Source organism: Paenibacillus sp. FSL R5-0517, from assembly GCF_037974355.1.
Classification (GTDB): domain Bacteria; phylum Bacillota; class Bacilli; order Paenibacillales; family Paenibacillaceae; genus Paenibacillus.
Genome location: NZ_CP150235.1, coordinates 5,955,975 through 5,982,289, shown reverse-complemented (window position 1 = coordinate 5,982,289; position 26,315 = coordinate 5,955,975). Strand labels below are relative to the sequence as shown.

At 46.5% G+C, this 26,315-nt stretch carries 25 protein-coding genes; 16 read left to right on the top strand and 9 right to left on the bottom strand.

The annotated features are described in order from the left end of the window. Nucleotides 1-173: 173 nt before the first annotated feature. Together MKX40_RS26755 and MKX40_RS26750 are read right to left on the bottom strand one after the other, a co-directional pair. Nucleotides 174-1,343 (bottom strand): hypothetical protein, encoded by a 1,170-nt coding sequence (locus tag MKX40_RS26755; protein ID WP_339237921.1) that lies wholly within the window; start codon nucleotides 1,341-1,343, stop codon nucleotides 174-176. 76 nt (nucleotides 1,344-1,419) lie between these two features. Beyond that, the gene (locus MKX40_RS26750) at nucleotides 1,420-2,256 is read right to left on the bottom strand and encodes an AraC family transcriptional regulator (protein ID WP_339237920.1); all 837 of its coding nucleotides are present in this window, start codon (nucleotides 2,254-2,256) and stop codon (nucleotides 1,420-1,422) included. 198 nt (nucleotides 2,257-2,454) lie between these two features. On the opposite strand from MKX40_RS26750, the gene MKX40_RS26745 reads away from it, so the two are divergent. Both MKX40_RS26745 and MKX40_RS26740 read left to right on the top strand, forming a co-directional pair. Continuing rightward, entirely contained in the window at nucleotides 2,455-3,231 is a 777-nt protein-coding gene (locus MKX40_RS26745) for a sugar phosphate isomerase/epimerase (protein WP_036606781.1), read from the top strand. Nucleotides 3,232-3,288: 57 nt separating this feature from the next. Next, nucleotides 3,289-4,308: a Gfo/Idh/MocA family oxidoreductase gene (locus MKX40_RS26740; RefSeq protein WP_339237919.1), complete on the top strand. Its 1,020-nt coding sequence runs from the start codon at nucleotides 3,289-3,291 to the stop codon at nucleotides 4,306-4,308. Nucleotides 4,309-4,581: 273 nt separating this feature from the next. Here MKX40_RS26740 and MKX40_RS26735 read toward each other — a convergent pair whose 3' ends face one another. Both MKX40_RS26735 and MKX40_RS26730 read right to left on the bottom strand, forming a co-directional pair. After that, nucleotides 4,582-5,529 (bottom strand): aldo/keto reductase, encoded by a 948-nt coding sequence (locus MKX40_RS26735; protein ID WP_339237918.1) that lies wholly within the window; start codon nucleotides 5,527-5,529, stop codon nucleotides 4,582-4,584. 20 nt (nucleotides 5,530-5,549) lie between these two features. After that, complete coding sequence (locus MKX40_RS26730; RefSeq protein ID WP_339237917.1) at nucleotides 5,550-6,554, bottom strand: Gfo/Idh/MocA family oxidoreductase; 1,005 nt, start codon at nucleotides 6,552-6,554, stop codon at nucleotides 5,550-5,552. Nucleotides 6,555-6,672: 118 nt separating this feature from the next. Here MKX40_RS26730 and MKX40_RS26725 point away from each other — a divergent pair, with 118 nt between their 5' ends. The 3 genes from MKX40_RS26725 to MKX40_RS26715 all read left to right on the top strand — a co-directional run bounded on the left by MKX40_RS26725 (nucleotide 6,673) and on the right by MKX40_RS26715 (nucleotide 8,689). Then, nucleotides 6,673-7,512 (top strand): helix-turn-helix domain-containing protein, encoded by an 840-nt coding sequence (locus MKX40_RS26725; RefSeq protein WP_253441065.1) that lies wholly within the window; start codon nucleotides 6,673-6,675, stop codon nucleotides 7,510-7,512. Nucleotides 7,513-7,618: 106 nt separating this feature from the next. Continuing rightward, on the top strand, nucleotides 7,619-8,029 hold the full coding sequence (locus tag MKX40_RS26720; RefSeq protein ID WP_091019160.1) for an Rrf2 family transcriptional regulator: 411 nt from the start codon (nucleotides 7,619-7,621) through the stop codon (nucleotides 8,027-8,029). A gap of 210 nt (nucleotides 8,030-8,239) precedes the next feature. Then, complete coding sequence (locus MKX40_RS26715) at nucleotides 8,240-8,689, top strand: nuclear transport factor 2 family protein (protein ID WP_339237911.1); 450 nt, start codon at nucleotides 8,240-8,242, stop codon at nucleotides 8,687-8,689. Between the two features lie 113 nt (nucleotides 8,690-8,802). On the opposite strand, the gene MKX40_RS26710 is transcribed toward MKX40_RS26715, so the two are convergent. After that, complete coding sequence (locus MKX40_RS26710) at nucleotides 8,803-10,182, bottom strand: MFS transporter (protein ID WP_339237909.1); 1,380 nt, start codon at nucleotides 10,180-10,182, stop codon at nucleotides 8,803-8,805. A 204-nt stretch (nucleotides 10,183-10,386) separates the two neighbouring features. Here MKX40_RS26710 and MKX40_RS26705 point away from each other — a divergent pair, with 204 nt between their 5' ends. The 6 genes from MKX40_RS26705 to MKX40_RS26680 all read left to right on the top strand — a co-directional run bounded on the left by MKX40_RS26705 (nucleotide 10,387) and on the right by MKX40_RS26680 (nucleotide 14,605). Then, on the top strand, nucleotides 10,387-10,710 hold the full coding sequence (locus MKX40_RS26705; protein WP_339237907.1) for a helix-turn-helix transcriptional regulator: 324 nt from the start codon (nucleotides 10,387-10,389) through the stop codon (nucleotides 10,708-10,710). A gap of 142 nt (nucleotides 10,711-10,852) precedes the next feature. Then, complete coding sequence (locus tag MKX40_RS26700; RefSeq protein ID WP_076253532.1) at nucleotides 10,853-11,041, top strand: hypothetical protein; 189 nt, start codon at nucleotides 10,853-10,855, stop codon at nucleotides 11,039-11,041. 83 nt (nucleotides 11,042-11,124) lie between these two features. Next, a complete protein-coding gene (locus tag MKX40_RS26695) occupies nucleotides 11,125-12,024 on the top strand; it encodes a WYL domain-containing protein (protein ID WP_339237905.1) in 900 nt (299 codons plus the stop codon). 98 nt (nucleotides 12,025-12,122) lie between these two features. Next, nucleotides 12,123-13,121 carry a hypothetical protein gene (locus MKX40_RS26690; RefSeq protein WP_339237903.1) on the top strand — a complete coding sequence of 333 codons (999 nt, stop codon included), beginning with the start codon at nucleotides 12,123-12,125 and terminating at the stop codon, nucleotides 13,119-13,121. A 23-nt stretch (nucleotides 13,122-13,144) separates the two neighbouring features. Continuing rightward, nucleotides 13,145-14,167, top strand: coding sequence for a hypothetical protein (locus MKX40_RS26685; RefSeq protein WP_339237902.1), 1,023 nt, complete (start codon nucleotides 13,145-13,147; stop codon nucleotides 14,165-14,167). Nucleotides 14,168-14,416: 249 nt separating this feature from the next. After that, entirely contained in the window at nucleotides 14,417-14,605 is a 189-nt protein-coding gene (locus MKX40_RS26680; RefSeq protein WP_253441053.1) for an aspartyl-phosphate phosphatase Spo0E family protein, read from the top strand. Nucleotides 14,606-14,669: 64 nt separating this feature from the next. Here the strand turns inward: MKX40_RS26680 and MKX40_RS26675 are convergent, their stop codons facing one another. Beyond that, a complete protein-coding gene (locus tag MKX40_RS26675; protein WP_017692164.1) occupies nucleotides 14,670-15,548 on the bottom strand; it encodes a carbohydrate ABC transporter permease in 879 nt (292 codons plus the stop codon). A 34-nt stretch (nucleotides 15,549-15,582) separates the two neighbouring features. Continuing rightward, nucleotides 15,583-16,503, bottom strand: coding sequence for an ABC transporter permease subunit (locus tag MKX40_RS26670; protein WP_124118238.1), 921 nt, complete (start codon nucleotides 16,501-16,503; stop codon nucleotides 15,583-15,585). A gap of 318 nt (nucleotides 16,504-16,821) precedes the next feature. Between MKX40_RS26670 and MKX40_RS26665 the strand changes: the two genes are divergently transcribed. From MKX40_RS26665 to MKX40_RS26655, 3 genes are all read left to right on the top strand, one after another. Beyond that, nucleotides 16,822-18,582, top strand: coding sequence for a histidine kinase (locus MKX40_RS26665; protein ID WP_339237901.1), 1,761 nt, complete (start codon nucleotides 16,822-16,824; stop codon nucleotides 18,580-18,582). Further along, on the top strand, nucleotides 18,557-20,149 hold the full coding sequence (locus tag MKX40_RS26660) for a response regulator (RefSeq protein WP_339237899.1): 1,593 nt from the start codon (nucleotides 18,557-18,559) through the stop codon (nucleotides 20,147-20,149). Before MKX40_RS26665 ends, MKX40_RS26660 begins: the two co-directional genes overlap by 26 nt. A gap of 120 nt (nucleotides 20,150-20,269) precedes the next feature. Beyond that, nucleotides 20,270-21,922 (top strand): extracellular solute-binding protein, encoded by a 1,653-nt coding sequence (locus tag MKX40_RS26655; RefSeq protein ID WP_339237897.1) that lies wholly within the window; start codon nucleotides 20,270-20,272, stop codon nucleotides 21,920-21,922. A gap of 67 nt (nucleotides 21,923-21,989) precedes the next feature. On the opposite strand, the gene MKX40_RS26650 is transcribed toward MKX40_RS26655, so the two are convergent. After that, nucleotides 21,990-22,232: a hypothetical protein gene (locus MKX40_RS26650; RefSeq protein ID WP_339237895.1), complete on the bottom strand. Its 243-nt coding sequence runs from the start codon at nucleotides 22,230-22,232 to the stop codon at nucleotides 21,990-21,992. A 331-nt stretch (nucleotides 22,233-22,563) separates the two neighbouring features. On the opposite strand from MKX40_RS26650, the gene MKX40_RS26645 reads away from it, so the two are divergent. Then, nucleotides 22,564-24,279, top strand: a complete 1,716-nt coding sequence (locus MKX40_RS26645) for a DUF6138 family protein (RefSeq protein WP_339237893.1) — start codon at nucleotides 22,564-22,566, stop codon at nucleotides 24,277-24,279. Between the two features lie 90 nt (nucleotides 24,280-24,369). Beyond that, nucleotides 24,370-25,422 carry a hypothetical protein gene (locus tag MKX40_RS26640; RefSeq protein ID WP_339237891.1) on the top strand — a complete coding sequence of 351 codons (1,053 nt, stop codon included), beginning with the start codon at nucleotides 24,370-24,372 and terminating at the stop codon, nucleotides 25,420-25,422. A gap of 65 nt (nucleotides 25,423-25,487) precedes the next feature. Here MKX40_RS26640 and MKX40_RS26635 read toward each other — a convergent pair whose 3' ends face one another. Beyond that, the gene (locus MKX40_RS26635) at nucleotides 25,488-26,183 is read right to left on the bottom strand and encodes an ABC transporter permease (RefSeq protein ID WP_339237889.1); all 696 of its coding nucleotides are present in this window, start codon (nucleotides 26,181-26,183) and stop codon (nucleotides 25,488-25,490) included. Between the last annotated feature and the right edge of the window lie 132 nt (nucleotides 26,184-26,315).

Here is a 26,315-nt window from a genome sequence, read left to right as displayed (position 1 = left end):
ATTGTGTGATTGTTTGAAACTGTAAGAAGCCTTTGGTTTTAACTATACAGGTTAGATTGGGATGCGTCATGAGGGAAATATGAAAAATAAAATGTGATTCTTTGAATTCATAAAAACCCGCCTCTTCAAAAGAGCGGGTTTCTGTCTAATCATAAGTTAAGGGAAAGACAACATTATTTCAAATTATACTTGGAAATATTCTTTTCAATGTTATCTAATAAGTAAATTTGAGTTCTGTTATTTAAAATGAAGGAGTATCTGTCTCCCATGTGGTCTCTATCATTCATATTAAAAGGAATTCGGGATATAATCTTTAAATTACTAGAATCAATTAGTTGGTGTTCATAATTATTTCCTTTCTTAACAGTGTACATAAAACTCTTCTGATCGCTGGCAATTTTAAAGACTTCTATAAAATCTCTTATGTAATCATACTTATAATCAAATGGTTTACTTGCTAATAGAGCACCTTTGGAATTATAAAGAGTGAGTTTGTTTTTCTTTCTGTCAAATAACAAGAAGTTGCTTTGAATAATTACAAGGTCAGTTTTGGAATGTTCATACGAAAATTTTTTATTCCATTTCAATGTTCCCTTAGGGCTATAAGCTTTGACGTGCAGCGTGTTTTTGACGATATTCTGATAGAGAAGTGTACCATCTCCCATAACAGAAACAGGGACAAAATTTTTTCCATTCGGGAAAGTTCTTATTTTTTTGCCAGTATCCAAGTTTATTACGTAGGTATTGGGATCATCACTATAAGTTTTAGCGAAGAGATAATCTCCATCAATCTGAATTTCCGAGTATGGCAGGGTGTACTTTTTAGTTTTTCGACCTTCTGAATTATAATGATAGATTGTACTACTTTTCCCATCGCGTGATGCAATAGTTGCATATAACGTGCCATTCTTGCTTGGATATTTCTCGCCATAATAGTTATAATCTTTAAATTCAGGCGGCAGTTCTCTAGTCCAAATCGTGTAACCTGTTGCCAGATTCATTACGGTGATCTGATTATTCTCAAACATAAATAGATAACCATCATTGGATACATTGTAAGTTCCATTCAGTGGTATGGACCACTTTATTTCACCTGTTTTTCCATCCATATTTTCTAGAAAACCTTGATTTCCTTTTTCCTTTAAGCCAATGATATGCTGATTTCCTTCTGCATCTGTTGTAATTGTTGGCGATGTGTACTGACCCGTGCTCCATCCGCGATCGGGAATCGTGCTTGTCCATTGTGGTGCAGGCAGACTTTTAAAATTGGCGAAACTACTCAGTGCCAACATTGAACTAATCATACTTGCGATCAGCAAGCAATTTAAAATTTTCATTCTCAAAGAATAAACAACTCCTTTTAATTAGGTATATTCTACTATAATATATCATATAAAACGTTCATATATGATTCCAAGGTCACGTTCGCTGTTGTAATGCCTCATCCTGAACAATGATATGCTCTTTGTCCCGATACTCGGCCGGAGACACACCGAAGTGTGCCCGGAATACCCGGTGGAAATAGGAGTAGCTCGCAAATCCGCAGGATTCGGCAATATGCTCCAGGGTCATTTCACTGTATTTCATGCGTTCCAGCGCCGCATTCAGACGGATCTCAATCGCGTATTGAATCATGGTCTGATTGTAATGTTCCTTGAATAAACGGACTGCACGGGACAGGCTGAGTCCGGCATAACGTGCCGCTTCCTCAAGCTTGAACGTAACCGTGGCATGCTCCTCAATATAACGTTTTAACTTCAGCGCAGAGGAAACTGCCCGATCGGTCTGAATATTCTCTTTGATTGCCCGGTCAATATATAGACATAATCCGCGCAGTAACGCATCCTTTAGCTCTGCATTTTCCTCAAGAGGTCCGCGGCGTTTCTCAAGCAACATATTTCTCCACAGGCTGATGAGCTTATCATCAAGTCCAATCCGGCTCACGGTGGAACGTTGCTGCCTTTTCCACCAGTTCTCGATCCAACTGCCCTCGCAGAACAGATAATAATCTCCGCTGGACAAGCGTCCTTCCTTATGTGGTTCATCCACCACGAGATGATAGTCGTCGCCAGGTTTGAGCAGCAGCAGATCCCCGCTAGTCATCCTGAATTCTTCATCTTGTACATACACTTTGCACGAACCTTCGGTCTGCAGACGGAACAGATAGGTTTGCAGCTCGCCCTTCATATTATGAGTGAACGCTTTATAGTGGTATGAGTAGTCACAGATCAGCACAGATGTCTCTAACGTATCCAAAGATAAAATCCCCCAATATGTACATCCTGCATGCATTCAAATGGGTACATTAAAATAGATGCAAAATGATGGAAATAAAATTTGACCAGATAGTTCATGTTCTGACTATATTGTATATGTTCATTCTAGCCTGTTTTGCGTTAGGATGATACCAGATAGAGCAATGAAAGCAAATTTGAGAACAGAGGTGTATCCTACATGAAAAAACTTAATATTGGTTTGCAATTGTTTACACTCCGTGATGAAACTGCAGCAGATTTTCGTGGTACGTTGCGTAAGGTAGCGGCCCTTGGATATGAAGGTGTGGAGTTTGCCGGATATGGTGATATTCCAGCTGAGGAAATGAAAGCGCTACTAGATGAACTTGGGCTGAAAGGCTTCAGCAGTCACGTTTCACTACATGCGATGCGCGAAGACTTGCAGAAACAAATCGATTACCTGAAAACAATTGGTGCACAATATATCATTTGTCCTTACCTGATGCCAGAGGATCGTCCTGAGAATGCAGAAGGCTGGACCAAGCTGTTCGCCGAATTGCAACAATATGGAGCTGAAGCAGCGAAGCAAGGATTGATCTTCGGATACCATAACCATGATTTTGAATTCCATGGGCAGGTTGGCGATGCCAATGCCTTTGACGCCATGTTCGCTCAAACATCACCGGAAGCGGTAAAAGTGGAAATGGACGTATGTTGGGTACAATTTGCGGGACAAAATCCGATCGAGTATATTAATAAATATGCGGGTCGCTTGCCGCTGCTTCATCTGAAGGATTTCAGCAAAGATGAACAGGGCCAGATGAAAACGCTGGAACTGGGACAAGGTTCGGTTGACCTGCCAGCTGTTATTGAAGGCGCTACGAATGCAGGCGTGGAATGGCTGATCGTGGAACAAGACGTATGTCAGAATCCGCCGCTTGAGAGCGTATCCAATAGCTACAACTGGTTGAAAGAAAACTATTTGAATCAATTCTAACAGAACCATCGAACGCTGCTAAAATGCTAATCTATTTGTCAAAGGAGACTTATATACATGAGTAAAATTAAAGTTGCTGTATTCGGCTGTGGAGCCATTGCCCAGCGTAGACATATTCCGGAGTACGCTGCCAATGAGAACGTGGAACTTGTCGCTTTTGCCGATCCGATCGTGGAACGTGCGGAAGAAATGGCCGAAACTTATGGAGGTAAAGCTTACTCCAGTTACGAAGAATTGCTTGCTAATGAAACGGTGGATGCAGTCAGTGTGTGTACGCCGAACTATCTGCATGCACCAATGGCAGTTGCTGCTGCCAATGCAGGCAAGCATGTATTGGTTGAGAAACCAATGGCGGTTTCCACCGAAGAAGGCGAGCAAATGATTGAAGCTGCCAAGAAAAATGGTGTGTATCTGATGGTTGGACACAACCAGCGTCTGATGCCTCCTCATGTCAAAGCAAAAGAAATTCTCGACTCCGGCAAACTTGGTAAAGTCCTGAATTTCCGTACATCTTTTGGCCACCCGGGTCCGGAAGGATGGAGTGTGGACGGTGCTGAAAGCTGGTTCTTCCGTAAAGAAGAAGCTATTATGGGCGCGATGGGTGACCTGGGCGTGCACAAATCCGACTTCATCCGTTACCTGCTGAACGATGAAGTATCTGAAGTGGCTGGTTTCATCAGCACACTGCACAAGGAAGGTACTCAAGTTGACGATAACGCAACTTGTTTGCTGCGTATGAAGAGCGGTGCGATCGGAACGCTGGTAGCAAGTTGGACGCAATACAGAGCTGGAGACAACAGTACCGTGCTGTGGTGTGAGAATGGCGTTATGAAGATCGGAACAGTGGAAGGCGATGAAGTGATCGTTGAGCTGACCAATGGTACAGTTGAGACGTACAAAGTTGGTGCCATGGCTACTAACGAGAAACAAGTGCCGAGTGGTGTAATTGACGCATTTGTAGAGTCCATTGTAACGAAAACACCTCCAGCGATTTCCGGGGAAGAGGGCTTACGTTCCCTGCAAGTGATCCTGGCAGCATTTGAATCCGAGAAAACAGGTCAGATCGTTAAACTGTAATCCATACGAATGACAGTGCAATTTCTAACATTCTATATGTCTTAATCCATGATATAAGGGACTTACCTTCAGAGATCTGTTCTGAGGTAAGTCCTTCTATATTTGTCTCCAACCGAGAGAGTGAAAGAGAACAGTATAAAGTAATTGTGCAATAGGGTTTACAATATTGGATCGTTTTTTTTACACAACAGAAAAGGCTGATTATCCGTGCTATCGCGGATAATCAGCCTCTTAGAGTCATTATTTAAAAAATGATAGAATGTTTAGCTCTCATTAGATGCCAGCAGGTACATCACTTCCCAGATCCAGCCATGCGATTTCAGCAGGAGTCAGCGTGATGCGGGACCCTTCGTCACAGGAGAGCAGTTCCGCCTGATTCTGAGCACCGATCAGGGCACAGGTTGGGAACGCCTGATTCAATACATAAGCGAGTGCAATCTGAATAGGTGATGTTTTCTTCGAATTAGCCAATTGTTCAGCCCGGCGTAACCGTTCCCAGTTGCCATCACTGTAGAACACACGCACCAGATCTTCGTTATCGCGAACTTCAGGTGTGAATCTTCCCGTGAAGAAACCACGCGCTTGGGAGGACCAGGATAGCAATGGCAGCTTGGTTTGCTCATGCCATGCCAGTGTCTCTGCATCTGCCGACACACAGCCTGCCCAGAAAGGTTCGTTTGCTTTGGCGAGACTGAGGTTCGGACTGCTGAATGTGAAGCCCTTCAAGCCATTTGCCGCAGCGTACGCATTGGCTTCCTCGAGACGCTGCCAGGTCCAGTTGGAGGCGCCAATTGCGCCGATTTTGCCGGAATCAATATGTTCGTTTAATGCTTCAAGAATAACACCGACAGGCATATTTGGGTCATCCCGGTGCAACGCATACATCTCTACATGATCTGTCTGAAGACGCTCCAGACTTTCCATCAAGTCACTGCGGATGGCATCAGCGTTCACGCGTGGTCCATTCTGGTCATGATGCGCGCCTTTGGTAAGAATGACGATCTGGTCACGGTTACCGCGTTCCTTCATATAACGACCAAGGACTTCTTCACTCTGTCCACCACAATAAATATGTGCTGTATCGACAGTGTTACCGCCAATCGACAGAAAAGCATCCATGTTCGTAGCTGCTTTATCGTAAGCACTATGCACGAAATAATCGGTTCCTTTAATCAATCTGGAGACGCGTTTACCTGCACCAGCAATTTCGATATATTCCATAAGTCAGTTCATCCTCTCAATTATAGTGTAATTCGTGTACGTTCTTCCGCTGAACGAAGGCAAGCTTCCAGCACTTTCATATTAGCTACTGCATCGGAAGGGGCGAAGCGCAGATCCTTGCCTTGAAGTACGGCACGTGCCATGTCATCTCCCTGCAGAGAGTAGTGGTTCACTTGCGGAACTTCAATCTCTTTGCGTTCACCGCCAGCCGTTACATAGAAGTTGGAACTGCGATCCTGACGACCGATAAAGGCCGATGGTACCTCAATGATGCCATCAGAACCTAGAACTTCGAGCGTGTTGCGGAAGGCTGCCCACATGCTGCTGTCAAACGTCACACCAACGTGATTATCGAATTCCAGCAATCCGGAAGCCATCATATCGACCTGATCATGCTGTGGGGAGAACATGCCAATAACGGTAACTGCGTTTGGTTCCTGACCAAGTAGTAGACGTGCTACGCTGATGGAATAACATCCGATATCATACAGTGCACCTCCGCCCCACTCCTTCCGAAAGCGGACATTGCCGGATGCATTGGAGTTATTAAATGAAAATGTGCTGTGAATACCACGGATCTCACCGATCTCACCGCTGGCGATGATATCCCTGATCTGCTCATAACGTGGATGATGACGGTACATGAATGCTTCCGCGAGATGCACACCTGCATCTGCACAAGCTTGAACCATCTCCTGAGCTTCCTGCTCTGTCAGAGCCAGTGGTTTTTCGCACAAAATATGTTTGCCTGCTTCTGCAGCCCGGATCGTCCATTCCCGATGCAGATGATTCGGCAGTGGGATATATACGGCATCAATGGAATCGTCAGCGAGCAAAGCTTCATAACTGCCATAAGCCTTGTCGATCCCAAGTTGTTCGGCCGTTTGTTTGGCTTTATGTTCGTCTCGACTGGCAATCGCGGTTACTTCATTCAACTCGGATTGCTGCAAGCCAGGAATGACGGATTCCACAGCAATGCTAGCGCTACCAAGAATGCCCCAACGCAATTTTTTAACTGAATTCATGTGTTGTATCCTCCTGTGTATAAATGTATATTGTGATTATAATGAATAGACCAATGAATTAAAATGATAATATATTGAATTTAGTTAACACAATATTGTTGATCAAGGAGAACCGGCTATGATGAGACAAACCGTATTGCTTACCCTGCAGGATATTCCATATTTTTGTTATCCCGAATCCGTTGGACACTATATGGATCATCCCCAGCATTCCGTATTACGGGAGGCAGGTGTGCTGAACAATTTTAATATTCACTATGTTGCTTCGGGCAAGGGATATGTGGAAGTGGACGGGGTAGAGCATGAACTTCGTGCAGGTCAGGCCGTACTTTATTTCCCGCAGCAGCGACAACATTATTATAGTAGTGAAGATGATCCATGGGATGTACGATGGGTTCATTTTTACGGTGAACGTCTGCATGATTATATGATTGAACGGGGGTTACATCGTAATCTGTTATGGACATTGCGGCAGCGCAGCTCTTGGGAAGAGGCTCATCTGGCCTTGCTGACTGAAGCGGAACAGAATACCATGCTGCGTCCGGCTCAGCTATCCACATTGACCTATTCCGTACTCGCCGAGTTCGTGCAGCATGCGGTACCTTTGAAGAATACACGTACCACAAGTAAGGCGGAGAGTCGGGTACTTGCGCTTCTTCCACAGATGCAGCAAGAGGCCTGTCAACCTTTCCTGTTACAGGACTGGGCAGATCTTGCAGGTGTGAGTTCGTATTACTTTTGCAAGATGTTCAAGAGTGCTGTAGAGATGACACCTATGGAGTTTATCACTCGTTCACGACTACAGATGGCGAAGCAATGGTTACTGGAACGGCCCTCGGCCAACATTGGACAGATTGCAGAGGAAGCGGGATATCCCAATGCCAGTTATTTTAACCGCCAGTTTATGGCTCATGAGGGGATGACACCTACGGATTATCGCGGATTGTATCACAATTAACTCGTATCCTTTCGATGTTGTCAGCGCTTGAAGTGTAGTAGTTTGACAGAGAGCCCAATCAAGTCTATTATGGATAAATTAAATCCGTGTATAATGAGGTGCCCTCATGAAATATTCAAAAGCAACAAATTATGCTTTGCATACCATGCTTCATCTTGTAAGCACTGCCCCTGAGCAACTGGTTAGTGTTCACCAACTTGCAGAATTGCAGAAGGTATCGCCAACCTACCTGTCCAAAATATTGACCAAATTGGTTAAGGCGGGTATGATCGAATCCACATCCGGTGCCAATGGTGGTTATCGGCTTAGTCGTAAAAATCCTGATCCTTCTTTCCTGGAGATCATTCATGCGATTGAAGGTCAGGCATCCCTGTTCGAATGTTCCCAGAATCATAACGCAGGCTGTTTGATCCAGCAGGTAATGGTTCAGGCGGAAGAAGAGATGGAAAGTTTCCTGAACAATAAGAAAATGTCAGAACTCGCTTCCCAGATGAAAAGTTGGAGTGCACAGCAGTAGCTTGGGGCTGGAAGTGAGGCTTGAATTGATGGGATTAACTCGTCTACCATAGGTATATCCAGATCTTTCCTCAACCTCACAAGAGGTAAGGGAAGATTTTTTTGTATCGTTGTGCCTAATAGAAGTCGAATGGTACAATAAGGAAGGTATAGGTGCATACATAATTGATCCGATCTTATATCACATTTTACATCTCTGGAGGGACAACACATGAGCCAATCAACGATCACAGGACTGGAACAATTGCTTGCGCTGGAAAACATTCGGAACACCAAGGCGCGTTATTGCCGCTATATTGATACGAAACAATGGGACATCTTGGGTGATGTGTTTGCCCCCGATGCAGTGGCCGATTTCAGCACAGAAGGCAATCCAATTCCGGTATTAACCGGTCGCGACACCATCGTACAAGTATTCCGTGATCTGGTGGATGTTGCCGTAACTGTACATCATGTTCATAGCGCGGAAGTTGAATTCGTATCCGAGAATGAAGCGAAGGTTATCTCCCCAATGGAAGATTGGGTGACGTTCCCGGAGGGCAATGAGAACAAATCCTTCCACGGATTTGGGCACTACCACGAAACTTTTGTCAAAATCGACGGTCAGTGGTACATCAAACATACAAGTCTGAAACGTCTTCGTCTGGACCTGTTTGAATAGGATAATCAGTGTAGAAGAATAGAGAAGTCGATCAACCCAAAAACAGCCCCGAGTAGCGCAATGAATGCGCCCTTGGGGCTGTTTTTTTGGTTATTGGAGTAGAGTAGCTGACTTTAGATCCGACTAGTTGATTCTGTGACTTTCCGTGACTGCATTCTAAGATACACCTGAGAGAAAATAACGGATGCCAGTGCGACCACGGTCATACCCCAGAAAATATTGGTGTACGCCGAGGAGAGTGGCAAGTTCTGCATCGCCGTTAAGGCTACGCCAGTAACTGCAACGCTGAAAGCACCGCTGAAGAACTGACTGAGTTGGAACAGTCCCATACCTGCGCCCACTTGATCCATGGTCAGGTTACCAGACAATTCATTGGACACGCTGGTGGTCAGCGATGAGAAACCAACGCTGAGCAGGACATACACAGCCATAATGGCGTAGATGTTATTGTCTGCAAATAAGGCGAACAATCCGGCTGCGGCGAGTAGCAACCATGGTGCAAACTTCAGCAGCAACGTATTGCCGTGTCGGTCAATCATTCGGCCGATCCGGTTGGACAGCAGCATGGACACGACTGCGCCGGGGAAAATGACAAGTCCGGATTGAGCAGGGGTCAGTCCATATAGATGCGCCAGAATTTGCGGCAGCAGGAACAGCGTTGAGAAGTTATTGATATACGATACAATACCCAGCGAGCTGAGCATCATATATTTCTTGTTTTTGAACAAAGCAGGCTGAACAAATGGATCTGCCGCGCGCCGAATTCGGAGCCAGAACAGAAGCAGTGCCGCTGCACCGATAACAAGCGTGAACCACTGACGTGAAGTCAGGAATAACAATACACCGGTAGTACCGATCGCAAGAAGCACGGCACCCAGCAGGTCGAATGAACCTTTTTGCGGGGTTTCCCGCGGAAGTAGTTTAAAGAATACAGGAATCAAGAATAACGTTAGTCCCGTAACGATAAATAGATCATGCCATCCCAGAAATTGAGTAATACTTCCCCCAATGACGGGACCAAGTCCAAGCCCCAGTGAACTGGCGGACATGATGACAGCCATCGATTTACCCCGGCGATCATTGGGAATGTATCGTGTGATCAGCACAATGGCGAGACCCGGAACAGAAGCAGCACCCGCAGCCTGAATCAGACGTGCAATAAGCAAAATGATGAAATGATTACTGAAGAACCCGAGAACGGATGCTGCACCAAGTAACGTAAGCCCGGTTGTGAATAATGTACGAATGGGTATGAAATCCGATAGACGTGAGAACGTAATCGAGGAGATGGCAAATACAATGGAATACCCTGTAACAATCCATGAGGAAGCGACGGAAGTAAGCATGAATTCGGCTGCAATTTTAGGCAGCGCCAGATTAAACATCATTGTATTCATAACAACGAGTACAACGGTGAAGCCAAGCAAGCCTACAATTAATCCTTCCTGTATTCCGGTCCGTTCCCCTGATGATGCGGTTGCGGTGTTGTTCATAAAAACCTCCTAAAGTGATGTGTATTTCGCAACATTTCAGAAACGGGTGTAACATTTGCAAAATGTAGTATGATGTCAATCCCGTGCCTAACAGCAGGGGTTACATAACGAAATCATTAAAGTTCGATTGGTGTCGAACATTAGAAATATATCATGGATCTGTGTTAGAATACAATGCATAGTCTGAAAAAAGGAGACTACCGTATGAAAATTTTACATCATCCACAGGTGTCAGATATTGAACTTTCCTCCGTACTGTATGCGCTGAGTGACCCGACTCGCCTTGGGATTGTTGCGGAAGCAGCCAGAAGCGGGGAGCAGCCGTGCAGCCATTTTCATGCACCTGTTGTGAAGTCAACGATGTCACACCACATTCGAACTCTGCGGGAAGCCGGAGTTATTCGGGTCAGAGTGCAAGGCACCCAGCATTTTCTCACCCTGCGGTCCGATGATCTGGAAATGCGCTTTCCAGGACTCCTGCAACCATTATTGCAGGCCGCAGCTCAGTCGAGCACAGATCTTTCCTAAATGTTGTCCTTTCTTCAGGTCGAAGAGGGGACATTTTTATTTTCTGAAACACCTCTAAAACTGCTGCGACATTCTGTGTCGTACCATGCCATATATAATAACGGTGAACACACAAACCATATTGAAAAGAGGTTCACAACCATTGGCAAAAACCAAAAGAGGACGCGTCTTGTGGAGTCTTCCTTCCAGGGGCCGGGGAACATGCCCGGTATGTAGCAGTACCCGAATAAAATTGTTGTATACGCAAACAAAAACAGACGGTACAAGTCTGAAAGTATGCAAGAAATGCTCCAAAGCAGTGCAATCCAGAGTGGATAAGGCACACGTCTGACATATCAGGCCTGTTCTTCGGAACAGGCCATGTCTTTTGATATAATAAGTGAAATAGGATCGGAAAAGATCGGGGGCGGGAAGATGAGTAACATGCATCGGATTCACTGGTTTGACGAACAGATTCGGGGTGGACGTTTTCCGAATAGCAGCTGGCTTGCCCGTGAATTTGAAATCTCCCGTCGTCAGGCTCAGCGTGATATTGAATATATGGCAAGTTCCCTGCGAGCCCCTTTGGTGTATATGGCAAAATATCGCGGCTATTGTTATGAGGATCAGACTTTTCGATTGCCCCATTTGTATATGACAGAAGAAGAGCAACGTGTGTTGAAATATCTGGCGCATCGATATCGACATTACGATTATGATCAAGCAGATGCGGTGAAACGTGTAGCACATTTGCTGGAGCGTTTTACGTTGGAGGAACAACAGATGGGAAGTAGCGAGCTTCCGGTGTTTTCGGCGCAACCGAAGCAACTGCAATTCTTTGAATTATTGTCCCATGCCATAACTGACTTGCGCAGAGTACATATTCATTACAGGGATCATGATGGAGAACGGCAGTTTTCCTTGTGCCCATTAAAGATGATATCCCAGTTTAACGCCGATTACGTGGTGGGTTATGAAGCAGACCCAGTACAGCAAGTGGCCATTCGATTGGAAGGCATTGTTCATGTTTCGGTATCGGATGAGAGATTTGAGTATAGATCAGACGCCTTGCTAGGTGGATGGGAAGAATCATTGCCTGTGCGAAAACCGTTTGTAGCTGAGATTCGTTTGAAGGAAGTGCAGCAAATGGAGATGTGGCAGGGGTATCGTATTCGGGCAAGCCACGATCGGATTTATTCGGTTGAATTTTATGACACGGACGCTTTCTTGCAGCATTTGTTTATTAGCGAATGGGAAGAGCTTTTGTCTCCTGGGTGGCTTAGACGCAAGCTTCAGCAAAGCGCAGAAGTGTTGATCCACAGGCTTGGAACATAGAGTGAGTCTGTAAACAGGCAACAAACGAGCAGATGCAGAGCAAGCTGCTGTTTCTCGTAAATACATCAGGCAAACCACCATGGAGAGGAGCTTTTTCTTTGGCTGAAGTCGTGTTAAATAACCTCATCATGAAGCGGGAGTCCAAATCATACGTGGATAGTCTGCATGCGATACTAACCCATACGGGCCAGTTTCAAGGTTCCAAATATGTACTTGCCGGATATACAGGCATGGCTTTCAAGCTGGCGGTGCATCGCCGACTACTTCCCATGTCGGTTACAGCGTATGGACAATGGGGGGAAGCACATCGTCCCGGAGTTGATAACCTGGGGATATTCACGATCTGGGATGGGGGACGTACACGTCATTCCACGTTTGGTTATTACCAGCAGGATGCAGTGAATTGGGTGAGACGCAGTATTGATGAAGGCACTGGTGTGATCTACTGGATTCCTGAGTTCGGTGTTATTTCTGGATATGATGACCGTGACCGCATCTTTTATGTGCAAGACGGATGGAGCAAGGAACCGCAGATTTTGTTGTATGACAATTTCGGTTTAAACTTTACCGGATTTTGGTATTGTCAAGTATTTGGTGATCAGGTCCGCATTTCTGAACAACAGATGCTGCTGGAATCCCTGCGACTGGCGATAGAGGATTGGGATATTCCCTATCGTCTGTTACCTGATCAGAATATTGCTTCAGGTAGAAAGGCATATGATGAGTGGGTGCTGGCTTTACGGAGTGGGGATTTTGATGAGTCGGGTGCGGGTTATATTTTGGAATCCTTCTGCCATTCGCGAACCGAAATAAGAATGTATCTGCAGGATGTTCGAGGGATATGGAACGAACTGGATCAGGCTTATACATGTTATGAACAGCTTGGGACGTTAATTGACCAAATGAAAGGATATATGGTTCAGCAGGAGAATAGACGTGTCTTGAGACCAGATATCACAGAAGATCTAGCACAGTTACTAGTGAAGGCGAAAGCATTAGAAGAGCAGGCTATTGATTATTTTCGATTGATATCCAGGAAGTATCCTGACCGTAAAAGGTCTACTATACCACGGTGGGGAGCACATTCAGCACGATAGATGAGAGAGGAAGGGAGTGAAGGATGATGGCGACAAAAGTAGTATTGCAGGACTGGATTCGCTTCCCGCAAGCTCCAACCTCTGCTGATGCACACCTATCATGGAATGGTGTGGGTTCGTATACAGATGCGATGTACCGTATTTTATTGCACACACAGTGGATGGATTTACCTCGCCACATGATTGCAGGTATGACGGCAAGTGCATTCCGATTAGTGGTGGATCGGCGTCTGACCGCAGAATCAATCTCGGCATACAACTGGATGGCAGAGAACTTTGTGGCGGCTGATTTTCTTGGCGTAACTACGGGACAGCATGGTGGATTTTCATTTGAACCGACTTTTCCGCTCTATCAGAAGCAGGCCGTATTGGACATCAAGGCGTCCATTGACCGGGGCGTAGGTGCGATTCTCTGGCATGATCAATTTGTCATTGCTGCCGGATATGATGATGCGGAGCAGGTGCTATTCATCTGTGAAAGTAAAGGCAATGAAATCATTCGTCTTTCTTATGATTCATTTGGCAGGAACAGTACGCCATACTGGTACTATCAGGTGCTTGAATCTCATGAATCTGTGGATCTATGGGAAGTTTGCAAGGAATCATTAATTCAGGCCGTATACAAATGGGAAACCCATGACTACATGCTGCCCTCCCAGGATTATGCCTGTGGAGCGGCTGCGTATACGGTTATGGCTGCTACTTTGCAGGCTGGAGCATATGATACAGAACAAGCGGCGACTGTACTGCGCTATTATGCCAGATCAAGACTGGACATTGCCTCTTATGTTGCAGGGCTGGCGTACCTATCAGATCGGATGGTTCATGTCATGCATGAGTATGCATTGCTCGCAGAACTGTATTCGGAAATTGTTGATGTAGTTAATGATTCAATCTCATGGAATACGAAGGAACCGAAATGTGTGCAGAACGTGATTGAGCTTATCCGAGAGGCAGGAGTGACCGAACAACGTGCCATTGATGCCATTAAACGTGCCTTTCCAGAGACGATACACAATCGCTTTGATGACGTAGGTTTAAGATGAATGAAGCATGATAGCTAACATATTGAAAAGCTCAGCTGAATAAAACCGGAGAGGCGACAGCCGATCCGGTTTATTTGATTTGAACAGATGTGTAACATCAGTTCATGTGAACCACGCCATAATAAATTTCATAAGAAAAAATAACCAAAATTTTAATTTTGGGGTAATCCAAACCCCCTATTGTTCCGAATATTATATTAGATGGTCTTTTTTGGATGATGATATTCAAGGATAACAGGGGGCGGGAGTATGGTACATAATCCGGAAACCATTCAGGAATGTATCGAACATGCACGGCAAAGGCTCTACCAGATTGCTGATCAATATGCCGAACTGTGGCATCCGGAGGTTATTCGCCAATCCATGGTGCTGGATGAATTAATTAATGAATATAACAACGCTATTCGCGGCAGAAAAATCCCAAAACAACTGAAATAATGAGCTTATGGAGTGCACTTATACAACGAAGAAGAATCCCATGACGGGATTCCATGTGTTTGCCTTACTCTTTTACCGCCCCGAGCACAATTCCCTTAACGAAGAAACGCTGCAAGAACGGATACACAAGCAGAATCGGCAGAGCGCCAATAAAGATCTGAGCCGCATTCACCGTACGCTGAGACATGTTCTGGAGCTGCGTTGCATCCACGTTCATGTTGGAGAAATCCTGCTGTACGATTATGGTCTGCATTAACGTGGCGAGTGGATATTTGGAAGCATCATTCATATAGATCAGCCCGTCGAACCAGGAATTCCACTGACCTACCATGGTGAATAAAGAGATCGTCGCAATCGCGGGCATGGAGACTGGCAGATAGATTTTGAACAGGGTCGTGATATGATTGGCCCCATCGATGAATGCAGCCTCTTCCAGTTCTTTCGGTACGTTGCGGAAAAAGTTCATCATCAGAATCAGGTTCCAAACAGCGACCGCTCCCGGCAAAATGAGAGCCCACATCGTATTAATCAGTCCAAGCTTCTGAATCAAAATATAGGACGGAATCAATCCCCCGCTGAACAGCATCGTGAAGATGAAAAACCATGCATATAACGAGCGCCCCTTGAAGTGCAGACTTTCCTTGGATAATGGATAAGCCGTCAGGAAGACAAGTGTCATACTGAGCAGTGTGCCCAGAACCGTACGCTGGACTGAGATCCAGAGTGCACTGAGAAAGTTACTGTTACCAAATGTTTTGGTGTACGCGTCCACCGTAAAATCAATCGGCCAAAGTGTTACCAGATTGGCGGATGCTGCCGCCTTACCACTGAAGGAAACGGCCAGAATATGGACCAGCGGCAGGATGCACAGGATCGAGACGGCCGCGATGAATATCAGGTTAAAACCATTGAATATACGGTACCCGGTTGTTTTGTGATACACCTTGATTCCCCCTTAATGCATTATGCTAACCCTTTTAGAAAATACGATAATTGGCGATTTTGTACGCCATTCGGTACGCGGAGATGACCAGGAACATCGCGACAAATGATTTGAATAGTCCAACAGCGGTCGCAAAGCTCATTTTGCCATTCAGAATCCCCATCCGGTAGACAAAAGTATCAATAATATCGCCTTTCTCATACACCAGCGGATTGTACAGGTTAAAGATCTGGTCAAAACCTGCATTCAGGATATTGCCCAGTGATAACGTACCTACCACGATAATCATCGGCACAAGTGCAGGCAGGGTAATATGTAATGTCTGTCTGAGCCGCGTTGCTCCATCTACCTCAGAAGCCTCATACAATGCGGGATTAATGCCTGCAAGTGCTGCCAGAAATACAATCGTGCCGAATCCAAATTCCTTCCATACATCACTGACCACCACCGTTACACGGAACCAGTCGCCATCCCCCAGAAAGAAAATTGGTTCAACACCAGCCGCCGCCAGCACCTGGTTTACCAGTCCACCTTCCGGTGATAACATATCGAGCAGAATGCCGCCCAGGACTACCCAGGATAGGAAATGGGGCAGATACACCAAGGTCTGTGAGAAACGTTTGAACGTGGAGTTCCGAACCTCATTCAGTAAAATGGCAAATACAACAGGGGCGATAAGTCCGGCCACAATTTTCATTGAAGCGATCAGTACCGTGTTCCAGATGACCTGAACGCTGTCGGGATATTCGAACATGAACCGGAAGTTGTCCCAGCCCACCCATTTGGAGCCAGTGAACCCCAGCCAGGGTTTAAAATCCTGAAAAGCAATAATAATGCCGCCCATGGGCACATAGGCGAACAGCAATGTGAGCAGTACAGCAGGCAGCAGCATCAGATGCAGCGGCCACGTGCGTTTGAAATTCCAGCGGGTACGTTTGCGTGGATGAGGTGTCATTTTTCGTCCCGGCGTATGGGTTGTTAACGGTTGTTCGATAGCCATCAGGGTCCCTCCTTTATCTCGTCCAACCCTGAAAACATGAGGCGAGAAAGCCTCTGCACAGAGTGGAGCAACTGAATTATAGCAACGGAAAAGGGCGGACTATAGAACAACATTTCAATGCGGATGTTGAAATATTAACTTGTTGATGGAAACACGGGATTACAAGTTGCAGGAAAGCGTGCGAATATAAAATCAACTAGAAATGTAAGGGTTTTCAATATAAAATAGGACTTCGGTATAGAAGGACTTCAAATTCAGGGACAGGGTGAAACGATGAAATTCACAGTATTTGCGAAGACGGTCATTCTCTTAATCTGCCTGCTTGTACCCATTCTGCTGCTCTATACGTACGCGAACCAGGCAAATGTGGATATGGTCGTCGAAGAGAAACAGCAATCGAGTCTGAACCAGTTCAATTATTTCAGTTCTCAGGTAGATAAAAATATAGAGCAGCTCTCGCTGTATGGCCTGACGTTGCTGCGAGATCCGAGTATTCTGCATTACCGCTACATGACGGACTCAACCAGCCAATATGAGAAAAACAGCATCTATCTGGATATTCTCGACAAATTATCGTTGTACCAGTCCACCAGCCGTTGGAAGAACGATATTACCATTGTGCTGCCGCAAGCGGAACTTGTGTTGTCCACCATGTCCAGCCGGACGGTCTACGATGAGAAGATGTTGACGTTCCCGCAACCTGGCCAATGGCAGCTGGAGAAGGGGAGTTTCACCTACTTTTTCACGGATAACTACGAGTGGAATGAAAAACCGGTGAACGCAGGCGTGCGAACGGTGATGGAGATTGATTTTGACCCGATGAACATCGTTGCCATGTTGGATGATTTTAAAGAAACGCAGGGCGGAGATCCTTTCTTGCTCGTACCAGGTAACGATCCATTGCTGAACCGTACGGCAGACCCCGAACTGGTCGAAGCGATCATGCGAGATATCCCCTTTAACGGACCGGAGAGGGAAGGTAATCATCAGCTGGAGGTGGGCGACAAACAGTATCTGGTCAGTTACGTGCACTCCAAACAACTGCAAGCAGTGTACGTGAACCCGGTGGTATTGGATGATCTGCTGAACCCGATGGATAAGAGCCGAAATATGTTTATTACCTCCATTCTGTTACTGCTCGTGCTGAGTATCGGGGCTGCACTGCTTTTGTATCGAAAAGTTCAGGTGCCCATCCATCGCTTGATGAGAGGGCTGCAACAGATTCGCAAAGGCCAGTTGTCCACGCGGATTCCAGTCGATCACTCCCGTGATGAATTCGCGTACCTGACCCAGAGCTTCAACCATATGGCAGAGCAGATTCAGGAACTGATCGAGAAGGTATACGAGGAACGTATCCGCTCACGGGAAGCCACACTGAAACATCTGCAATCACAGATCAATCCACATTTTCTGTACAACTGCCTGTTTTATATCAAAAATATGACCCAGCTTGGCAACCGGGAAGCGGTGATTGCCATGTCGCTAAGTCTGGGAGATTACTATCGCTACATTACGCGAGGCGAGAATGACATGACGACAGTGGAGGAAGAGATCCGGCTATTAGACCATTATCTGTCCATCCAGCAGATGCGGACCAACCGGCTGACCTACGAGATTGCCGTACCGCAGCACTTGATGCAGCTCCATATTCCGCGGCTGCTCATTCAACCCATCGTAGAAAATGCGGTGATCCACGGCATTGAGCCGATGGAGGGCAGTGGGCATGTCGTCGTAACGGGGATGGCGGTACCCGAACATATTGAGGGGCGGAAATATACAAGATATAGCCTGTTTGTAGACAATGACGGTGTCACGCTGACAGCGGAAGAGATTGCGGAATTGGAACGGGAGATCAATGAACCGATGGGCGAGGAGATTGGAACAGGCACGTGGAATGTGCACCAGCGTCTCGTTACGCGTTATGGGCTGTCGTCTGGTCTTCATTTTGGAGCGATTCCCTACGGTGGACTTAGTGTAGAAATTCGATGGTTTGAGGAGGAACAACCGCATGATGAATCTGATGGTCGTGGATGATGAACATTCCGCAGTAGAGTCGATCGCTGTCTCCATACCGTGGAGAGAACACGGGATTGGCCAGGTATTCAAAGCTTATTCAGTCAAAGAGGCACTGGAACATATGGCAACACATCAGGTCCATATTATTATCACGGATATCCGCATGCCGGGTATGTCCGGTCTGGATCTGGTCAGTCACATTCGGCAAAAGTGGGAACAGACCAAATGTATTATTTTATCGGGGCATGCTTCCTTCGATTATGCGAAGCAGGCGCTCAAACATGGGACAGTCAGTTATCTGCTCAAACCGGTCCGGGATGAGGAACTGATCGAATCCGTGCAGCAGGCCGCCGTGCAGATTCGCCTGGAAGGTGAGAAACAAATGCTGCATCAGCGGGCCATGTATTCGGTAAGGGAGCATCTGCCCGAAAAGCGGGCGGAGCTGATGAAGGATGTACTGTTAGGGCATAAATTTGCGGATGCTGAACTCGAAGGCAAGTTGGGGCAATTGGAGATCGGGTTCCGGCCACAGGATAAAATGCAGCTGCTGCTCATCCGGTATGATGACCATCAACCCACACATAGAGCATTTCGACTGATGAAGTACGCCATCTCCAATGTGGTGGAAGAGATCTACGGCAGTACCTATCATCTCTGCCATACGGATGACGCCTATGATGATCTGGTCTTTATGGCCAGTCCCAAACAAACCCAAGCCGAACCGGAAATGCTAATGGGCCGACTTGGAGAACGGTTGCTTCACAGTGTGAGGCAGTATCTGAATGCGACCATTTCCCTGTCCGTTAGTCGTATGGGACGTTTTCCAGATCAGGTGCCTCAGCTATATCATCAAGCCGTCAGTGCACTTCGCAAGCAAGCCGATGCGGGCAAAGGAGTACATCTGAATCCGGCAACGGGAACCAATGGAGCCACGTTGAAGTCACTTGCGGCGCTGTATGAACCGCCAGGTCTGACGGCGCTGCTGGAAGCGGGGCGCATGGAGGATGCACACCGCAAGATCGATCAGATCTTTGCTGAACTGTCGAACAGTGTGTTCCCGGAACATGTGTATGTGGCTTTTCATTATCTGGCGGCGGCTTTCTCCTATATGGCTCATCGGGAAGGAAGGCAGTTAGCCGAAGTGCTTGGCGAGCAGTACCAGCAGTTGCTCAAGGATGGTTATGGCATCTCACTGCGTAGTCTGGAAACGTGGACTCGGTCTGTGATGCAGCAGTGGGCTGAGAGCACCAGCGATGCGGGTCAGGATGCCGGATCAACGCTGATTCGGCAGGTGCAGCAATGGATTGATCATCATCTGGGCGAGGATCTGTCGTTGCAGGTCATTGCCGGAGAGGTGCATCTGCACCCGGTATATCTGTCCAAAATGTACAAACAATCCACAGGCGAAGGCATTAGTGATTACATTATCCGTTCCAGAATGGAACGTGCGGTTCATTTGCTTAAGCATACGGCGATGAAGATCTATGAAGTCGGTCAGGAAGTGGGATACAACAACACGCCTTATTTCATTCAGGTGTTCCGCAAACATTATGGACTGACCCCGCAGGATTTTCGGAACGGTTAACAAATCGATATGAACATTGAAATTGTGATATATGTTTGCCTCCCCGGCTGCACTATCCTTTTCATGTAAGGTGCATTTGGCACATAAGGGTATCCAAGTTACCTGAGGAGGGGTTAGTTCATGTATAGAAAAATGATGACGGCATTACTCGCAATAACGATGGTTGCTGTAACGGCATGTAGTTCGGGGGCCAAGGAAGAACCGGCCAAGGAAGCTGCTGCGCCACTTGCTCTGCAAGACGGAAAGTATGAACCTGCGGTACAGATGAGTTATCTGCGAGCATGGAATGATGATACGAAATTCAAGAATGGGGAAACCGCACAGAACAATGTGCATACGAAATGGGCCAAGGAACGACTCGGCATCGATCTGACCACACCGTGGGCTGTATCGGTAACGAATGATGCATTTTACACGAAATTGCGCTTGTCCCTTTCCGCTAACGAAGAGTTGCCGGATATTGTCTCCATTCGGGGAGACTACAATCTGGTGCGGGAATTAATTGAGTCCGGCAAATTTGCGAATGCAGGCGAGTTGTTTGACAAGTATGCTTCGGACACATGGAAACAGGCATCCGAATCGGCACCGGAAGAATGGTATCCGTACATGTATGAGGGCGAGCGTTACGGCATTCCAATCTTCGATTATGCCTACAATGGTGATTCGGTCATGTTTATCCGGGAAGACTGGCTGAAGAAGCTGGGACTGGAAGAACCGAAAACGATCGATGAGCTGGTTACGGTCATGGATGCTTTTACGAATCAGGACCCGGATGGGAACGGCAAGAAAGATACGTATGGTCTGACGGTGGGCATGAAAAATGCGCTGAATACCTGGATGACGGAATCCGGCTGGATCTTTGGCATGTACAACACGATGCCTGGACAGTGGAATGATGCTGGAGACGGAACACTGCAATATGGTTCCATTCAGCCAGGCGTGAAGGAAGGCCTCGCGACAATGAAGGATTGGTTGTCCAAAGGTTACCTACCCAAAGAAGCTGGCGTGTATGACGAGATCAAGGCAGCAGAACTGTTTACCGCAGGTAAAGCAGGCATTATCGTGGGACCACACTGGATGCCAAATTGGCCGATTGATGATGTGAAGAAAAATGTGGATGGTGCCACGTACAAAGCCATTGCATTACCTACTGGGCCAACAGGTGAGAGCCACCAACATGGATCTGGTGCAAGCAATGGCGTTGTGTTGATTAACAAAGACATGGCGAACCCGGAGATTTTCTTCACATATCAGAATTATCTATTCGACAATTTTGCCAACCCGGAAGTAGGCAGCGAGTTCGAGCATGGCTTCGCGCAAGGATATGACTATGACATCGTGGATGGCAAAGTCGTTGGTGAAGCTGAAGTGAAGGATGGCGTATCACCACTCAAATATACGATTACGTATGATGGTGCCCGAATTCCGAATCTGATGATGGATACGCTGGCGGAACTTGCGAAGGGCAAAGAGCCAGAGACTCCTTTTGAGAAAAATACGAAGATTGCCAACAAACCTGAAGTATTTGCGGCCGCTGAAGTGGTCGTTGCGAATAAAGATAATGCGATCAAGAACAAATTCACGGGAGCTCCAACCGAGACGATGAAAATGAAGAAGGACGCAATCGACAAGCTGGAGAAGGATACGTTCAGCAAGATCATCTATGGCCAGGTGGGCATTGAGGAATTTGATGCGTTTGTGACGAAGTGGAAATCCATGGGCGGCGATGATATTACCGCCGAAGTGAATGAGTGGTATAAGACAGTTAATTAATATTCAAAGCAGGTTAGAACTGATGAATTCATCAGTCTAACCTGCTTTTTGGTATGTCTCAGATATATTATGACTCGCAGCGGACAAAGGTAACGTTTTTGCCTAAAATCACATTATCCACCTTCCATCCGGCATTTAACCAGGATAGCGCCTGTGTATGATTCATGGCATTATTCACCCACCATTGCTCGCGATTATAGGCTGTCGGGGGTAACTTAAATCCGAGAATTTCCTCAAGCTCTGCATATGTAAGGGTGATTGCAACCTGATTCAAATAGTTTTCCAAAGGGAAGTATTTGCTGTAGCTCATTTCGTCTGACCTCCTGAAAAGGAATATCATGATTATACAACGTGGGCATGATGATAGCGAGGGCATACCGAGAGCCTACATAGATGTGAAAGGCATCCGTAGATCTCTTTGACTAGGGCATGTCTTAAATACCACTTATGGTTATCTTTCACCACCTTTTCTCCCCCTGCTGCCTTATTGTTCCCCGTGTACTTGAGAGAGTAAAATAATAGGTAGTATACGAACATCAATACGTATTTATAACAGAGATGCCTCGGATTGATCCGGGATTCATAGAGGTTCAAGTTTGGTTGATGAACATCATTAGATGCATGGGAAGGCAGGAGATTCGATGAGTACACTTTATGACCAGGCAATGGAAGAGATGATGACGACAATTCATGAATGGTTTGATGAACAGGAACAGCGGGATGACTTGGAAAGTGTTGTGAAGCGAACTACGCTGCAAATGGGCATTTTCAATGATATTTTGCTGGATTATAGACCTGGACGGACTACAGTAGACAGTGTAGATCTGGGTTTGGATGATGGTCTGAAATCGAAGCAGGCAGGAGCCTTTACCGAGGAACAGGTTCGTAACGAGATTGGACCTAGGCTAGTAGAGGTTGTTCAGGGAAGACTGGACAAGCTGGCCGATTCCCCGTTGATTGACTATCGATTTACCTTCCGTGGTAAATTCCCTACAACAGAAGGAAAGCTGCAACTGACTTTGCTGGAATATATCAATGAAGAGAAAAAGCAGCAGTTGCTTGAGCGTATTCATACATACATTGATCAGAAGCTGGAGAATGGTGCATATCCAACAAAGCCGTTAGAATCCTTTTTTTTGACGCGTCATCTGCTTGACCCTAAACTGTTTCCTGAACTGGATGTGGCATGGATTCTCAGGCAGTATGACCGGATTCAAGAGTTGAATCAGGGTCGCCCGGAGGCGCTTGCCGAACATCGTGGTGATATTACTCGTGCGTTGAAGGCATGGGCGGAGAGTCAGTTCTTGCCACAGTATTATGATGTGCAGTCTTCTGCATATCGTACCAATGAATATTCGCTTAAGCCAGGAGCGACGTTGGAATGGGATGTTGAATCACAGACAGACCAATCGTCGGATAAGAAGCAGAAGGCGCAAGTAGCCGGGACTCAACCGATAGATCTACTGTTATACGCGGCGGTGATGATTCTACGATTTGAGCCGAATTATAGCAAAGCCGAAGGTCAGACTTACCTGGAACTCGCGAAGCAACTCGGCAGCAGACGTGCGGCACTGATGATGACGGAAGGCAGCGGGACGTATGCGAAAGAGGATATTTATGTGAAAACGGAAGAAGTGGAATGCAAAGCAAATGATGTATTCGCTCTGATGACCATTCACATTCGGAAGGAAGAGCCCGGTGCCTATCAGCAGGCACTTACCTTTATCACTCATTTGTTGAAGCAGGGCTTTCCAAAAAGTTATAAGATCAAGCTCAAGTCCAGTGTAAAACAATATTTGCCGATCAAAGGACTCGCCAAGTCGGATACGCACCGATTCTTTGCCAATGCATTGAAGTACCCGGAGCTATATCCACTCCTGGAAGAGTATGCGCGTGAGGCTATCCAGGAGTTTGAGTTTTACGAGGATACCGAGGGAGAGAAAAATGGTATGCCAGGCAGTTATGCAACCTTTGGACTGGGTCTTGTGGATGAGCGGTATTTCCCGCTGATTGAATATTACATGGGCGAAGTGGATGATGAGCATCAGTTAATTCAGGATAAGTTCATTGCGGCATTTGTGGAACAACAGGGTGTAACGGCTCAGTCCATACCTGCGTTAGTCGCCAGCTTGCGTCGTTCAACGGATAGTCTGAAGCTGAAGATTCAGACTGAGCTGGAGAATGATGAAATACTCGAACGGTTGGTTAGGCAGATTCAAGGACTTGAGCATTACGAAGTGGAACGTGTACTTTACCCAATCTTCGGCAAGGTGGAGAAGCTCACAACGCTCGCTCGCAAAGCGGAAGGAAGACGGAAGGAATTATTGCTGAAACTGTTGCAGGCCGCAGGCAAATAAAAATGTAAACAGGGCAAGGAAGATTGTACTGGGCTAGACAGTGGAGCATTTTAGCGAATTGAAAGTGCATTAGGAGAGGCGGGGGGAGTTGTGGAAGCTTTGGGTCGAGACATGTGGCAGGAGTTGAATACCCAGGACAAAGAGGCTTGGATGCGTAAGCTGATTCATCAATTACCGGAAGGTATGGTATATGAGGGTCTCGAGACATTTGAACGTTTCGGTCAGCGAATCCAGACAGGTGTGTTTACGCATGAAGAGGAGAGGTTTGTATTTGTACCTGGGAACCGCATAACCCTCGGCTGGGATCGTTGGCAGCATGGTATGAACGAAGAAACCTCAGGCGACCTACATGAAACGGTCAGTGAGTATGGTGTAGAGGACGTGGATTCGTTTCTGGCGAGTCAGATGTCACCTGTCAGAACGGTTAACATTGCGCCCATGCTTGTGGAATGTGAGACCATTTCGCTGGGCTGGATTGAAGTGTCCGAGGAGGAAGCCTTCGCGCAGGAAGATTCTGATTTTCCGGCAGCACTGGAGCAGTTTAAACAGTCGGAGATCCGTGAATATGAATTGCATCAACAATTCCGTCTGATTCGCCAAAGTGAAGATGAAGTGCGAATCCTGTGGTTCAACGAGGGAATAGAACTGGAAGACGTCGTGAGAGAGGAAGCAGCGGCGGGCTTTGGTCTGCTGACTGAAGACGAATGGGAGTATATCTATGGTGGCGGTTGTCGCACGTTATTCCCTTGGGGAGACAGCTTTGACTATACGATGAGATTGAGGCATTTTGGAAGTGTGGAAGGCATGGATGAAACTGTGGATGGATCGGCAGAGACGGCCTCTTCACGAGTTGAAGAAAAGGATGATCGTGCTTATGATCTGGAACTGCCGAATTTCTTTGGCATAAAGTTTGCTGGTGATCCCTACAAATATGAGCTTACGCTCGATTCGGCTGGGGATGTGATGCCCAAAGGCGGAGACGGCGGGAGTCTGATATGTGGTGGTACAGGGCCTCTGGTTGGTTTCTTGCCTGCTGCTGCGGTCTATTATCGAGACGTTAATGCCAGTGAACTCGACTGGGAGGATCTCATGGATTCGATGTACTATCGCAGGGTTGTTCGTTTAACGAAGTTGGTATTGTGATCTTCACTGTGGGAGGGAGGTTCCCGATGTAGGCCAAATATAAAAACCGGGGATTTCTCCCCGGTCTATACGTCCTTCATCTCTAGACGAAGCATTGATAGTAAGGCAATCAACAATCCGGTGGCTCCAAGCGACAAATGGATCGCCATGAAGGAGTTAATGGATACCAGCGGTCCATTAAATCCGGAGCATACGATGATCGTTAGCAGGATGGAGGTAACCATAGTGGCCGTAACCGAATTTTTGTGCATCCCGAATAACAAAGGAATCAGGGACATTGCGGCAGCAGATAGCGAGCTAAAGGTGTACTCAAGCAATAGCGCCCCAACCTGTTCCATCGTCAGCGAATCCGCAATGAAAGGATAGAAGCCATCCATGGCAAACATAACGGAACCCATCAGCACGTCAGTGAGCAGGATCATTCCGGACGTAAAGACGAAGATGATGACCAATTTGGCAGCGATAAACTTGCGGCGTTTGATCGGATATGTAAAGAGCACGCCGAGCGTTTTGTTTCTGTATTCCCCAACAATCATAGTTGAGAGCAGGGCCCCAGCAAATATCATGAAGGTTGCTCTGACAAAGGTATCGATTAGCATGAACGACTCCGAGTAAGTGGCAAAAGCGTAATCCTGTGCCCCATAATCGCTAATACCTATCATCGTCAGGAACAGAAGGATCGCCAGGTTAGCCATGGCGGCATAGCCGATATAACGGGCGAACCGGTACTTCTTTAGTTCCATCGAGATCAGTTTAAGCAACGACTCCAACCCCCTTCCGCAGTTCTCTGGTGACGTTAATACTACGTACAATAAATGTCATTACTTTTGCTCTCCTCTATATACAGTCCCTTGCAGTCATTTTATCTATCATTATAAAGACGAAAGCCTTCA